Here is a 14015-nt window from a genome sequence, read left to right on the forward strand (position 1 = left end):
CTGTTTCGACCTCAACAGGTGGCCTCCCGTGCTCGAGCGAAGCCAGGGGCTCGGGGAAGGCTCGGCGGCGCGCACCACCATACTGGCCGCAGGTGGTCCGCAGACCGCGCCTGTCAGGAAACCCGCACGGTACTCCTACGCGCGCACCCCGTTTTCCCCGGGGGCATTCCGTGATCCGGGAGACGAAGTGGTACGTCACTTGCCGAGTCGGACGCCTGAGCCGCCTGCCGGCCGCCCCGGGGCGGGCGTGGCGCAGATCACAGCGACGGCCATTCCGCCGAGCAGGAAAAGATAGGACCCGACGCCCGCACCGAACAGGAAATCTCCTTCCGGACGGCTCGCGGTGAGCAGGATGACGGAGACCACCCAGCCCGCGGCGGGCGCGACGGCCCCCGCCCGGGTCCCCATGACCCGGGCACCGCCGACGAAGAGCCCGGCCGCACCCGCCAGCGCGAGGAGCAGCCCACCGGGAAACCAGCCGCCCTGCACGAGCGCGCCCGCCGCCCCCACCACCGCGCCGAGCACGAACAGGCCCAGATAGGCGGCGGCCCGGCCGGCCGAGGGCGGTTTCAGCGGCTGCGCGAGCGTGCTCTGCTGCTTGCCCGTGGACATCATGGCGCCACTCCCTCGAACAGGTCCGTCTCCCGGGCCTCGGCGCTCCCGGCACCCTGGGCCGGGAGGACCCCCGTCCCGGTCTGCTCGCCACGGACCAGCTCGTAGTACTCGGTCGTGAACAGGGGCTGCGCGAGGGCGTTGGAGAGGGCGAACCACGGCTCGGCGACCTCGATCTGCGTGGCGTGCGCCCGCATCGCGGCGGCCTTCGCGGCGGCGAACGCGGTGCCGTCGATCTCTGTGGTGATCACCTCGTCGCCGACCACGCCGGGGACGTCCTCGACGGCCGCCGCCTTGGCGAAGGGGGTGTCGTCGAGCGCCTCGCCGAGCCGCGCGAAGGCGGCCTCGGCCACCCGGCGCGGCACCCGGTTCCAGTAGATCTTGGTGATCTCCCAGGGCGCTCCGAGGTCCGGCCTGAAGCCGGGGTCGGCGGCCAGCCGGGCGGCGCGCATGGCGACACGATGGGCCTGGATGTGGTCGGGGTGACCGTAGCCGCCGTCGGGGTCGTAGGTGACGAGGACCTGGGGGCGCACCTCCCGGACGACCGCCACCAGGTGGCCGGCCGCCTCGTCGGGATCGGCGGACCAGAAGGCTTCCGGACGGCTGTTCTGCGGGGCGCCCATCATCCCGGAGTCCCGGTAGCGGCCGGGGCCGCCGAGGTGGCGGTGGTCGCTGACGCCGAGCGCGGCCATGGCGGCGGCCAGTTCGCCGGCGCGGTGGGGGCCCAGCGTGTCGTCGCGGTCCGCCGCGAGATGAGCGAGCGGCGGCGGGATGACTTCACCCTCCTCACCGAGCGTGCAGGTCACCAGCGTCACCCGGGCACCCTCGGCCGCGTATCTGGCCATGGTCGCGCCGTTGTTGATCGACTCGTCGTCCGGGTGCGCGTGCACCAGGAGCAGACGCCGGTCGGGCAGATCCGTCATGGGGTCCACCCTACGAGGCGCCGGGTCCTCTCCGGGCCTGGGCCGTACAGCGCCCCCGCCCGTGGCCCGGCAGACCGTCCAGGAGGGCGGTGACGGGCCTGAGGAGCACCGGGGCGGCGTAGGCGGGCGAGGTACGGCGGGAAGCGACGGGGGCAGGGGGTGTCGGGTCTGTGGATGCGACGGGGGCGCGGGCAGGGATGCGAGGACCAGGACCGAACCCCGGCACTGAGCCCGGTCCCCACGGTCGCCGGACCCGCGCCCTGCGCAGCCGCTAGAACTTGATGCTGCCGATCATGCCGGCGATGTTCGTCGTCAGCTCGCTGATCGTCGGGGCGACGGTCGAGGAGGCGAGATAGAACCCGAGCAGCATGCAGACGATCGCGTGCCCGGCCTTCAGCCCTGACTTCTTGATCAGTAGGAAGACGATGATCGCCAGCAGCACCACCGCCGAAATCGAGAGTGCCACGGCGGTTCACCTCCAAAGATCCACAGGGGCGCGGGGGTCGGGCTATGGGGGCAACGAATCCGGGCAGACGTGTCCTCACAGATAAGTCCGCCCGGATGCCAGCGGGTTCATACCCACCATGCGCCAGCGATCATAACTATCCGTACGTGCGCATCGGTCGGCGCACGGCCGCACAAGGGGGCGCATGGCCAATATGGTCGTGGCATGACGACCGAGTCTGATTCCTTCCCCCGACGGCACGCGCGGACCCAGCGGTTCACGCTCGGCGCGCCGCGTGCGTTCACCGTCGCACCCGACGGCTCCCGCGTGGTGTTCCTGCGCTCAGCGTCCGGCGCGGACCGCGCGCACCAGCTCTGGGTCCTCGATGTGACGGACGGCGCGGAGCGCCCGGCGGCCGATCCGGGTGCGCTTCTCGGGGGCACCGCCGAGCAGTTGCCACCCGAGGAACGCGCCCGTCGCGAACGCAGCCGCGAGGGCGGTGCCGGCATCGTCGGCTACGCCACCGACGCCGCCGTGGAGTTGGCGTCCTTCGCCTTGTCAGGGCGGCTTTTCACGGCCGAACTGCGCGTCGGCACGGCACGTGAACTGCCCGTACCCGGACCGGTGATCGACCCCCGGCCCGCCCCCGACGGACGGCACATCGCGTATGTCGCCCGGGGCGCCCTGCGGGTGATCGGCGCCGAGGGCGAGGGCGACCGGGTGCTGGCCGAGGCGGAGCCGGAGACGGAACCGGGATCGGTCACCTACGGACTGGCCGAGTTCATCGCGGCCGAGGAGATGGGGCGTTCACGCGGCTACTGGTGGTCGCCGGAGTCCGACCGGCTGCTCGTCGCGCGCGTGGACGAGACGCCGGTGCGCCGATGGTGGATCTCCGATCCCGCACATCCGGAGCGGGAGCCGCAGCCTGTCGCATATCCGGCGGCGGGCACGGACAACGCGGAGGTGCGGCTGTTCGTCGTGGGCCTCGACGGGACGCGCACGGAGGTCGTCTGGGATCGGGCCGGCTACCCGTATCTGGCGCGAGTGCACTGGTCAGCGGCGGGTGCGCCACTGATTCTGGTGCAGGCACGCGACCAGCGCAGCCAGCTGTTCCTGGCGGTGGACCCGGACACCGGGGCGACTCGGATGGTGCACGCGGACGAAGATCCACAATGGCTTGAACTTTTCCCTGGGGTGCCGTGCTGGAGCCCCTCGGGGCAGCTCGTGCGGATCGCCGACGAGGGCGGCGCACGGGTGCTCGCAGTGGGTGAACGGCCCCTGACCGGAGCACAGTTGCATGTGCGCGCGGTGCTCGACGTGTCCGACGACGATGTGCTCGTCACGGCCTCGGCGGGCGAGGCGGCGGCCGATCCGGAGACCGGCGAGATCCATGTGTACCGGGTGAACGAACTCGGTGTGGAGCGTGTGTCGCAGGAGCCCGGCGTCCATACGGCGGTGCGCGCCGGGGGCGTGACCGTGCTCATCTCCGCCACACTCGGCCGCGCGGGCAGCCAGGCGCAAGTGCTGCACGACGGCAAGCGTGTGGCCGGCGTTGCGTCGTTCGCGGAACACCCGGGTTTGTCCCCGCGCGTGACGCTTGCACAAGGGGGCGCACGACGAATCCCGTGCGCCGTGCTTCTGCCGACGGACTACGACGGTGACACCTCCCTCCCCGTCCTCATGGACCCCTACGGAGGCCCGCACGGACAGCGGGTGGTGGCCGCGCACAACCCGCACCTGACCTCCCAGTGGTTCGCCGACCAAGGCTTCGCCGTGATCGTCGCGGACGGCCGGGGCACCCCGGGCCACTCCCCCGCCTGGGAGAAGGCGGTCAAGGACGACCTCGCGGCGGTCGTGCTGGAGGACCAGGTCGACGCTCTGCACGCCCTGGTCGGCGACTTCCCGCTCGATCTGACCCGGGTCGCGATCCGCGGCTGGTCCTTCGGCGGCTATCTCGCCGCGCTCGCGGCGCTGCGCCGCCCGGACGTGTTCCACGCGGCCGTGGTCGGCGCACCGGTGACCGATCTGCGGCTGTACGACACTCACTACCAGGAGCGCTATCTGGGGCACCCGGTGCAGCAGCCCGAGGTGTACCGGCGCAACTCCCTCGTCGACGACGCCGGTCTTGTCGACGACGCGTATCCGGCCCGGCCGATGATGATCATCCACGGCCTCGCGGACGACAACGTGGTGGTGGCCCACTCCCTGCGCCTGTCCTCGGCCCTCCTGGCCGCGGGCCGCGCGCACGAGGTGCTGCCGCTGTCCGGGGTGACCCATATGACACCTCAGGAAACGGTCGCGGAGAACCTGCTGCTGCTCCAGCTGGACTTCCTCAAGCGCGCCCTGAACCTGGGCTGAGCAGGGATCTCCCACGGAGCACTGCGACCGTCGGCGGCAGCGAAACACCGGCCGCGTCCGCGAGAGCGGCGCCGGCCCGTGCCCAATGAACGAGCCGGGGTGACATGGCGCACCCCGGCTCGTTTACGGCACCCGCACGGCCGTACGCAGTTCACTCTCCTGTGTCCGTATATCGGTACCGCGTCAGTCAAGTTGCCTGCGTGTTAACGACCTTCGTTCGCGTTTGTCCGCTTCTGCCGCTCTTCGTGCGGCGCATCGCCGGGCACCGGCGGCTCCTCGGGCGGCACCACTCTCTTCTCCTCCGCGAAGTGGCACGCGGAATCGTGCGCGGCCGGTCCGCTCGTACGGCGGAACTCCTCGGGCACCGCGAGCGGCGGCACCTCCAGGGCGCACCGCTCCTGGGCCTTCCAGCAGCGGGTGCGGAAGCGGCAGCCGGAGGGGATGGCCGCCGGGGACGGCACATCACCGCTCAGGATGATCCGCTCCCGGTGCTCGCGCGCCTCCGGGTCGGGCACGGGGACGGCCGACAGCAGGGCCTGCGTGTAGGGGTGCGTCGGATGCTCGTAGATCTCCGCGTCCCTGCCGGTCTCCACGATGCGCCCGAGGTACATCACCGCGACCCGGTCGGAGATGTGCCGCACGATCGACAGGTCGTGCGCGATGAAGACGTACGACAGCCCGAACTCGTCCTGGAGCCCCGCCATCAGGTTGATCACCTGCGCCTGGACGGACACGTCGAGCGCCGACACCGGCTCGTCGGCGACGATGATCTCCGGGCGCAGCGCCAGCCCCCTGGCGATCCCGATCCGCTGGCGCTGGCCGCCGGAGAACTGGTGCGGATAGCGGTTGACGTACTCGGGGTTGAGCCCCACCACGTCGAGCAGTTCCTGTACCCGCCGCCGCCGCTCCCCCTTGGGCGCGGCCTCGGGATGGATCTCGTACGGCTCCCCGACGATGTCGCCCACGGTCATCCGTGGGTTGAGGGAGGTGTACGGGTCCTGGAACACCATCTGGATGTTGCGCCGCACGGCCTTCAGGGCGCGCCCGGACAGCCTGGTGATGTCCTCGCCCCGGTAGGTAATCGAACCGGCAGTCGGGCGCTCCAGATTGACCAGCATCCGCGCGACCGTGGACTTGCCGCAGCCGGACTCGCCGACGATGCCGAGCGTCTCTCCCCGGCCCAGGGTGAAGTCGACGCCGTCCACCGCCTTGACGGAGCCCACCTGCTTCTTGAACAGGATCCCCCGGGTGAGCGGGTAGTGCTTGACCAGACCGCGCACTTCCAGAATCGGCTCAGGACCGGCCATGCAGGCACTCCCTCCAGAAGTGGCAGGCGCTCACCCGCTCGCTCCCGTGGTCGCCGGCGACCTCGTAGAGCGGCGGCACGTCGGTGCGGCACACGTCCCGGGCCATGGGGCACCGGGGGTTGAAGGAGCAGCCCGGCGGGATGTCCATGAGGTTCGGTGGGAGGCCCTTGATGGCGTAGAGCCGACGGCCCTTCTGGTCGAGCCGCGGGATCGAGTCGAGCAGTCCCCTGGTGTAGGGGTGGGCGGGCGCCTTGTAGATGTCGTGCACGGGAGCCGACTCCACGATCTTGCCCGCGTACATCACGGCGATCCGGTCGGCGACGTCCGCGACGACACCGAGGTCGTGGGTGATCAGGATGAGGCCCATGCGGTACTCGCGCTGCAACTCGGCGAGCAGGTCCATCACCTGGGCCTGGACGGTGACGTCGAGGGCGGTGGTCGGCTCGTCGGCGATGATCAGCGCCGGCTCCAGCGCCATCGCCATGGCGATCATGATGCGCTGGCGCATACCGCCGGAGAACTGGTGGGGGTAGTCGCGCACCCGCTGGGCGGCAGCCGGGATCCGCACCTGTTCCATCAGCTCGACGGCCCTCGCCCGGGCGTCCCTCCTCGACATGCCGCGGTGCACGACGAACATCTCGCCGAGCTGCTCGCCCACGGTGAGCACAGGGTTGAGGGCGGACAGCGCGTCCTGGAAGATCATGGCCATCCTGGCTCCGCGGATCCTGCGCCGCTGGTCCTCCTTCAGGGCGAGCAGGTCCTGTCCCCCGAAGAGGACCTCGCCCCCGGTGATCCTGGCGGGCGGTGTGTCGAGGATTCCCATGACGGCCTGTGCGGTGACGGACTTGCCGGAGCCCGACTCGCCGAGCACGGCGAGCGTCTGGCCCGCGTCCACGGCGAAGCTGACGCCGTTGACCGCCTTGGCGATCCCGTCCCGGGTGCGGAACTCCACCTGCAGGTCGCGCACTTCGAGCAGCACGGCGGTCACCTCAGCCTGGGGTCGAGGGCGTCGCGCACCGCGTCGCCGAGCATGATGAAGGCGAGCACGGTGATCGCGAGCGCACCGGAGGGCCACAGCAGCGCGTGCGGGGCGTTGCGGACGTACGGGGAGGCGGCGGAGATGTCGATCCCCCAGGACACACTCGGCGGTCTCAGTCCCACGCCGAGGTACGACAGGGTCGCCTCCAGGGCGATGTACGTGCCGAGCGCGATGGTGGCGACGACGATCACCGGCGCGACCGCGTTGGGCGCGATGTGCCGCAGCAGGATGCGGGAGTTGGAGGCGCCGAGGGCGCGGGCCGCCTGGACGTAGTCGTGCTGCTTGGCGGTGATGACCGAGCCGCGGGCGATACGGGAGATCTGCGGCCAGCCGAGCAGCACCATGAACCCGATCACCGGCCAGACGGTGTTGCTGGTCACGACGGAGAGCAGGACCAGACCGCCGAGGACGACCGGGATGGCGAAGAAGATGTCGGTGACGCGGGACAGGACGGCGTCCCATCCCCCGCCGAAGAATCCGGCGAGCCCGCCCAGGATCGAGCCGAGCACCGCGACGCCGACCGTGGCGCAGACACCGACCGTGACCGAGGTGCGGGCGCCGTACACGGTCCGGGTGTACACGTCGCAGCCCTGACCGTCGTAGCCGAACGGGTGTCCGGGCTGGCTGCCCTCCTGCGCCTTGGCGAGTTCGCACTGCAGGGGGTTGCCCGAGGTGATCAGGGACGGCCAGATCGAGATGAGGACGAGGAAGAGGATCACGAGTCCGGAGACGATGAAGACGGGGTTGCGGCGCAGATCGTGCCAGGCGTCGGACCACAGGCTGCGTGGCTTGCCCGCGGGAGGCACGCCCTCCGGTCCCCCCGCAGGTCCTCCGGCGGCGCCTGTCCGCTGCGGCTCCAGGGTGGTCGCCTCGCTGGCTGCGAGGTCCATCGCGCCGCCCATGCCGGTACCGGCGATGGCCCCCTCGCGCTCAGGCGGCTGGTCATGCATAGCGGATCCTCGGGTCGAGTACGGCGTACAGGAGGTCGACGAGCAGGTTGGCGACCAGGAAGACGAGGACGAGGATCGTCACGAAGCCGACGACCGTCTGCGTGTTCTGCCGGAGGATCCCCTGGTAGAGCTGGTAGCCGACGCCGTGGATGTTGAAGATCCGCTCGGTGACGATCGCACCGCCCATGAGGGCGCCGATGTCGGTGCCGATGAAGGTGACCACGGGGATGAGCGAGTTGCGCAGCAGATGCCGGGTGATCACGCGGTGGCGCGGCAGCCCCTTGGCGACGGCCGTCCGGACGTAGTCGGACCGCTTGTTCTCGGCGATGGAGGTCCGGGTCAGCCGGGTGACGTAGGCGAGCGAGACGGAGGCGAGGACCAGGCCCGGGACGATCAACTCGCCGAAGGCGGCCGCCGGGGAGACCGAGGGTCTGATCCAGCCCCACTCGACGCCGAGCAGCAGTTGGAGCAGCAGACCGGTGACGAAGGTCGGTACCGAGATCACGACGAGGGTGAGCAGCAGCACCGTCGTGTCGACGGGCCGCCCCCGGCGCAGACCGGTGACCACGCCGAGCGCGATGCCGATGACGATCTCGAAGAGGATGGCCACCACGGTGAGCCGGATCGTGACGGGGAAGGCCGTCGCCATCAGCTCGGTGACCGGCTGCCCGTTGAACGCGGTGCCGAAGTCGCCGGTGAACACCTTGCCCATGTAGGTCGCGTATTGCTGCCACACGGGCTTGTCGAGGCCGAAGTCCCGGCGCAGCTGAGCGGCCGTGGCGGGGTCGCACTGCCGTTCCCCGCACAGGCCCGCGATGGGGTCGCCCATGACGTTCACCATCAGGAAGATGAGCAGGGTGGCGCCGATGAAGACCGGGATCATCTGCAGCAGACGCCGGACGACGTACCGTCCCATGGAGCCTCCGGGGGGTAGCGGGCAGCCGTGGGCTCAGCCGACCTTGATCTCGTTGTAGACGGGGACGCTGAACGGGTTGAGGGCCACATGGGAGAGGCGCTCCGAATAGCCGGCGCTGCCGTTCTGGTACCAGAGCGGGATGGCGGCCATGTTGTCCCGCACGACGCCCTCGGCCTGCTGGAACAGCCTCACGGCCGAGGCCTGGTCGCTCTCCGCGTTGGCCTGGTCGACGAGCTTGTCGAACCCCTTGTTGGACCACTGGCCGTCGTTGGACGAGGCGCCCGTGTAGTACAGCGGCTGCAGGAAGTTCTGAATCAGCGGGTAGTCCATCTGCCAGCCGGCCCGGAACGGGCCCTGCATCTTGTGCCGGCCGATCTGGTTGCGGAAGTCGGCGAAGGTGCCGACCGGATTGCCGACGCACGCCTTGTCGTTGTCGAGGACGTTGTTGATGTCGTTGCACACGGCGTCCACCCACTGCCGGTGCGAGCCGGAGTCGGCGTTGTAGGTGATCTTGATCTGGCCGCCGGGCAGCCCGCCGCCCTGCTGGATCAGCTGCTTGGCCCGGACCGGGTTGTAGGTGCAGGCCTCGCCGCACAGCCCATCCTGGAAGCCGCCCTTCGTGCCCAGCACCGGGGAGGTCCAGTCGCTCGCCGGTGTACGGGTCTTCAGGAAGATGGTGTTCGTGATCTGTTTCCGGTCGATCGCCATGGACAGGCCCGTGCGGACCTTCTCCGTCCCCGGCTTGCTCCATCTCGGGTCGTAGAAGGGGAAGGCGAGGGTCTGGATGATGCCCGCCGGGGTGTTGATGTACCGGCCGTGCAGATCGGACTTGATGAACTTGAGCTGCGGGGCGGGCACGTCGTCGACGAGATCGAGGTTCCCGGCCAGCAGATCGGTGTAGGCCGTGTTGCTGTCGGTGTAGACCTGCAGATCCACCCCGTTGTTCTGCGCCTTGTCCGCGCCCGGGTAGCCGTTCCACGTCCTGAGCGACATCATGAAGCCCCTGGTGTAGGACTTGACCAGGTACGGACCGTTGCCGATCGGTTTCTTCAGCCAGGCCGCGTGGTGGTCGAAGAACGCCCGGGGCAGCGGGGAGAAGGCCACATAGCCGAGGGTGTCCGGGAACGTCGAGAACTTCTGGTTGAGCCTCACGGTGAAGGTGCGGGGGCCGGTCACCGCGAGTCCGGACAGGGTGTCGGCGGTCTGCCTGCCGGTCTCCGGGTGCACCTTGTCGTACCCCTCGATGTATCCGAAGAAGTACGCGTTCTTCTGGTTGTTCCTCAGGCCGGCGCCGTAGTTCCAGGCGTCGACGAAGGACCTGGCGGTGACGGGCTCCCCGTTGCTGAACGTCCAACCGTCCTTGACGGTGATGGTGAAGTTCTGCGAGTCCGAGGTCTCGATCTTTTCCGCCAGCATGTTCTCGGCCGCGCCGGTTCTCGGGTTGTAGCGCTTCAGCCCCCGGAAGAGCATGTCGAGGACCTTGCCGCCCTGGACCTCGTTGGTGTTGGCGGGCTCCAGAGGGTTCTGCGGATCACTCCAGGAGGCGCTGAACACCCCGGGTTCACTACCCGTGCCCGCACCCCCGCCGCAGCCGGCCGCCGCGAGGGCTGCCGCGGCCACTGCCGCCGCCCGTCTCGCGCGCCTGGCTCCACGCATGGGAGTGCCTCCTCGGAGTGCCCCGTACCTCCAGCGCCGAGGCGCTGTCCGCTATCGGTCCATATCAGCATTCAGCGTACATATCACTCAGTCACGCCACCCGTCGGAGCAGGACGTCATCCGGATGGCAGGCACACTCCGACAGGCCCACGGCCGATCTTGATGTGGCACGGTCACATGTGGGCGTGCATCGATCCCGGGGTGAGACGCGGTACGCCCGTCAGGGGTCGGTCCCCTGACGGGCGCATGGGTACATCACGGTGAAGGGCCTGCCGCCGGCGCAGGCGGGGTGGGCAGGCGCTCTCAGTCCCCGCGTTCCATACAGAACTCGTTCCCCTCGGGATCGGTGAGGACCACCCAGCCGCCACCGTCCGGGCGGGTGTGGTCGGCGATCCGGCGGGCGCCCAGAGCCAGGGCGCGATCCACCTCCTGCGCACGGGTACGGCCCTGGGGCCGCAGATCGAGGTGGATGCGGTTCTTGGCGGACTTGCCCTCGGGCACCCGCACGAAGAGGAGGGTCGGACCGCCCCCGGGGGTCGCGCAACACGGCCTCCGGGTCGCCCGGCTTGTCGTCGTCGGCGAGGGGGCGTTCCAGCAACGCGCCCCAGAACAGGCCGAGTTCGTACGGGTCACCGGTACAGTCGAAAGTGATGGTGCGGATGACCGGGCCGGGCGATGTCGTCTCTGCCATGTCCGGGTCGGACTCCCTTGGCGCCGTCGGGCAGTTCGTGGAATGTCCGGCGTACCGGGACGCATTCCCCACCCGACATTACGCGACACTCCCCCGTGCTGCTCCCGTTCGACAAAGATCGCGTACAGTCCGCCCCACCGTCCTCCGGAGCTGGGAAACTGCGACGATGGCCGACCGTGCGTACTCCGACCTCACCCTCGCCGGGCTGTACGACGCCCTCCACCCGTGGGGGCCGAGTGATGACTTCCATCTGGGACTTGTGATGTCCTCGCGGAGCGTCCTGGACGTCGGCTGCGGCACGGGAAGGCTGCTCGCGCGGGCCCGGGAGAGGGGACACGACGGTCGGCTGTGCGGGCTCGATCCGGCGGCCGCGATGCTCGTCCAGGCACGGCGGCGCGCCCCCGGTCTGGAGTGGGTGCTCGGGGATCTGCGGTCCCATCGCCGGCGGAGCGCCTTCGATCTCGTCGTGATGACCGGGGACACCTTCCAACTGATCCTCGGAGACGAGGAACTGAGGAGCTGCCTCGCCGCCGTGCGCGAAGCCCTCGCCGAGGACGGGCGGTTCGTGTTTGAGACCCGGAACCCCTCTGCCCGGGCCTGGGAGTCGTGGACGCCGGACCGGGTGCGTGAAGTAACCGACGGCGACGGCGGGTCGGTGAGCCTGCGGCATGAGGTCCGGGCCCCGGTGACCGGGGACCGGGTGACGTTCACCGCGACCTTCGAGGGCACCGGGTGGGACCGGCCGCGGGTCGCCCGCGGCACCCTGCGGTTCCTCGGGCCCGACGCCCTCTCCCGCTTCCTGAAGGAGGCGGGACTCCGCATCGTCGAACAGTACGGGGACTGGGAACGAGGTCCGCTCACGCCCACCAGCCCCGTGATCATCACCATGGCACGGGCATCCCGCTAGAAGACGTCCGAGGCTGAGGCGCGGGGCGCCTGCACCCTTCCGTTCGGCCGCGAGGAACCGGTGGGCGCAGGCGACCGCGACGACGCCGTGCTGCCGTCCGCCCAGGACCGACGCGCCGTCAGGCGTCCACCTGCAACGCTTCACAGGTGTGGACCAATGGCTCGCCCCAGGTGTGTCAGCGTGCCATTTCCGCAGGCCACAGGGTATTCATGCGCCGTTGACGCGCGCATTCCGCCACTGATAGACACACCTTCACTCAGCCTGAGCCGTCCCCGTTGCAGCCCGATCGAGCAGTCCGGCGAGCCGTCCCCGTACAAGAGATGACGCGAGGTCAGGATCGATGAGCACGCAAGACCAGCACGGCAAGGGGCGCCCGCGCCCGCACAGAACACGGCCCCGTACACCGCGGCTTCTGGCAGCCGCCCTGACTCTCGCGGCCGCGTTCGCGACAACGCTCGCCCCCGCGCCCCAGCAGGCCGAGGCGAAGGATCAGAAGGTCCTGACCGTCGCGGTCGCGCAGAGCGTCGACTCGCTCAGCCCCTTCCTCGCGAGCCGCCTGGTCAGTACGAGCATCCACCGGCTGATGTACGAGTACCTGACCAACTACGACCCCAAGGACGCCCATGTCATCCCCGGCCTCGCCACCAAATGGGCGTCCTCGCCGGACAAACTGACCTGGACGTACACCATTCGATCCGACTCCAAGTGGTCGGACGGCAAGCAGGTCACCGCCGCGGACGCGGCCTGGACGTTCAACAAGATGATGACCGACGAGGGCGCCGCCACCGCCAACGGCAGCTTCGTCGGCAACTTCAAGAAGGTCACCGCGCCGAGTGCCACCGAACTCGTCATCGAACTGAAGAAGCCCCAGGCCACGATGACCGCACTCGATGTGCCGATCGTGCCCCAGCACATCTGGGAGAAGGTCAAGGACTTCTCGAAGTTCAACAACGACAAGAGCTTCCCCATCGTCGGCGACGGGCCGTTCGTCCTCACCGACTACAAGGCCGACAGCCACGTGCGGTTGAAGGCCAACAAGAGCTTCTGGCGCGGGGCGCCGAAGTTCGACGAGCTCGTCTTCCGGTACTACAAGGACCAGGACGCGGCGGTGGCGGCCCTGCGCAAGGGCGAGGTCTCCTTCGTCGCCGGTTCGCCCTCCCTGACACCCGCCCAGGCGGCCTCCCTCAAGGGCGAGAAGAACATCCACGTCAACGAAGGCCCCGGTCGCCGCTTCTACGCCCTCGCCACCAATCCGGGCGCGCAGGCGAAGAACGGCAAGAAGTTCGGTGACGGCGACCCGTCCTTGCTGGACCAGCGGGTGCGGCACGCGCTGTTCATGGCGGTCGACCGCAAGACCCTGATCGACAAGGTCTTCCAGGGCCACGCGGTCGAGGGCGAGGGCTACATCCCGCCGCGCTTCTCGACATACTTCTGGCAGCCGTCGGGAAGCCAGGAACTCGCCTACGACCCGGCCAAGGCCGGCCAACTCCTCGACGAAGCGGGCTACAAGCAAAACAGCGACGGCAAGCGCGTCGGCAAGAACGGCAAGCCGTTGAACTACCGCGTCCTGTGCCACGCCACCGACTCGAACGACAAGGCCGTCGGCCAGTACCTCAAGGAGTGGTGGGGCAAGCTCGGCATCGGCGTGACGATCAACTGCCTGGACAATGTCACCGATCCCTGGCTCGCGGGCCAGTACGACCTCGCCTTCGACGGCTGGTCCGTCAACCCCGACCCGGACTTCGTCCTCTCCATCCACACCTGTGCGGCGCTTCCCGCCACCCCGAAGGACACCGGCGCGACCGACAACTTCATCTGCGACAAGACGTACGACAAGCTCTACGCGCAGCAGTTGGCGGAGTACGACTCCGCCAAACGGGCGAACGTCGTGAAGCAGATGGAATCGCGGCTGTACGACCTTGGGTACATGAACGTCATGGCTTACCCGAACGCCGTCGAGGCCTACCGCACGGACCAGATCGCGTCGATCACCACCATGCCGGAGAAGGCGGGCAACATCTACGGCCAGGACGGCTACTGGAGTTGGTGGTCGGCGGTGCCGGCCGACTCCGGCAAGTCCTCCGGCGACGACTCGTCAGGCATCCTCATCGGCGTCATCGTCAGCGTCGTCGTGCTCGCCGGCGCCGGGGCGTTCTTCGCGCTGCGCCGCCGCGCCACTGCCGAGGACCGTGAGTAGCCGATGATCCGACA

The 14015-nt window shown here is 69.4% G+C and carries 11 protein-coding genes and 1 pseudogene; 3 read left to right on the forward strand and 9 right to left on the reverse strand.

The features are described from left to right. Nucleotides 1-195 precede the first annotated feature (195 nt). The 3 genes from ACQEXA_RS21685 to ACQEXA_RS21695 all read right to left on the reverse strand — a co-directional run bounded on the left by ACQEXA_RS21685 (nucleotide 196) and on the right by ACQEXA_RS21695 (nucleotide 2001). The gene (locus tag ACQEXA_RS21685; RefSeq protein WP_432932164.1) at nucleotides 196-615 is read right to left on the reverse strand and encodes a DUF6113 family protein; all 420 of its coding nucleotides are present in this window, start codon (nucleotides 613-615) and stop codon (nucleotides 196-198) included. After that, nucleotides 612-1535 carry an N-acetyl-1-D-myo-inositol-2-amino-2-deoxy-alpha-D-glucopyranoside deacetylase gene (gene mshB / locus ACQEXA_RS21690; protein WP_433130778.1) on the reverse strand — a complete coding sequence of 308 codons (924 nt, stop codon included), beginning with the start codon at nucleotides 1533-1535 and terminating at the stop codon, nucleotides 612-614. Before mshB ends, ACQEXA_RS21685 begins: the two co-directional genes overlap by 4 nt. A gap of 271 nt (nucleotides 1536-1806) precedes the next feature. Continuing rightward, the gene (locus tag ACQEXA_RS21695) at nucleotides 1807-2001 is read right to left on the reverse strand and encodes a hypothetical protein (RefSeq protein ID WP_003992731.1); all 195 of its coding nucleotides are present in this window, start codon (nucleotides 1999-2001) and stop codon (nucleotides 1807-1809) included. A 204-nt stretch (nucleotides 2002-2205) separates the two neighbouring features. On the opposite strand from ACQEXA_RS21695, the gene ACQEXA_RS21700 reads away from it, so the two are divergent. Further along, nucleotides 2206-4338 (forward strand): prolyl oligopeptidase family serine peptidase, encoded by a 2133-nt coding sequence (locus tag ACQEXA_RS21700; protein ID WP_432932159.1) that lies wholly within the window; start codon nucleotides 2206-2208, stop codon nucleotides 4336-4338. Nucleotides 4339-4541: 203 nt separating this feature from the next. Here the strand turns inward: ACQEXA_RS21700 and ACQEXA_RS21705 are convergent, their stop codons facing one another. The 6 genes and pseudogenes from ACQEXA_RS21705 to ACQEXA_RS21730 form a co-directional block, all read right to left on the reverse strand. Continuing rightward, entirely contained in the window at nucleotides 4542-5645 is a 1104-nt protein-coding gene (locus ACQEXA_RS21705) for an ABC transporter ATP-binding protein (RefSeq protein WP_432932157.1), read from the reverse strand. Continuing rightward, nucleotides 5632-6624, reverse strand: a complete 993-nt coding sequence (locus ACQEXA_RS21710) for an ABC transporter ATP-binding protein (protein WP_432932155.1) — start codon at nucleotides 6622-6624, stop codon at nucleotides 5632-5634. The genes ACQEXA_RS21705 and ACQEXA_RS21710 overlap by 14 nt, the downstream gene beginning before the upstream one ends. Nucleotides 6625-6629: 5 nt before the next feature. Beyond that, nucleotides 6630-7634: an ABC transporter permease gene (locus ACQEXA_RS21715; protein ID WP_432932153.1), complete on the reverse strand. Its 1005-nt coding sequence runs from the start codon at nucleotides 7632-7634 to the stop codon at nucleotides 6630-6632. Beyond that, nucleotides 7627-8550 (reverse strand): ABC transporter permease, encoded by a 924-nt coding sequence (locus ACQEXA_RS21720; protein WP_432932151.1) that lies wholly within the window; start codon nucleotides 8548-8550, stop codon nucleotides 7627-7629. The genes ACQEXA_RS21715 and ACQEXA_RS21720 overlap by 8 nt, the downstream gene beginning before the upstream one ends. A gap of 33 nt (nucleotides 8551-8583) precedes the next feature. After that, the gene (locus ACQEXA_RS21725; protein ID WP_432932149.1) at nucleotides 8584-10206 is read right to left on the reverse strand and encodes a peptide ABC transporter substrate-binding protein; all 1623 of its coding nucleotides are present in this window, start codon (nucleotides 10204-10206) and stop codon (nucleotides 8584-8586) included. 303 nt (nucleotides 10207-10509) lie between these two features. Beyond that, nucleotides 10510-10897, reverse strand: a pseudogene (locus ACQEXA_RS21730) (VOC family protein). A 166-nt stretch (nucleotides 10898-11063) separates the two neighbouring features. Here ACQEXA_RS21730 and ACQEXA_RS21735 point away from each other — a divergent pair. Then, nucleotides 11064-11804, forward strand: coding sequence for a class I SAM-dependent methyltransferase (locus tag ACQEXA_RS21735; protein WP_432932147.1), 741 nt, complete (start codon nucleotides 11064-11066; stop codon nucleotides 11802-11804). A gap of 340 nt (nucleotides 11805-12144) precedes the next feature. Beyond that, on the forward strand, nucleotides 12145-14001 hold the full coding sequence (locus ACQEXA_RS21740) for an ABC transporter substrate-binding protein (RefSeq protein WP_432932145.1): 1857 nt from the start codon (nucleotides 12145-12147) through the stop codon (nucleotides 13999-14001). The last annotated feature ends 14 nt before the right edge of the window (nucleotides 14002-14015 follow it).

The sequence above is a fragment of the Streptomyces sp. CA-106110 genome, from assembly GCF_050936285.1.
GTDB lineage: Bacteria > Actinomycetota > Actinomycetes > Streptomycetales > Streptomycetaceae > Streptomyces.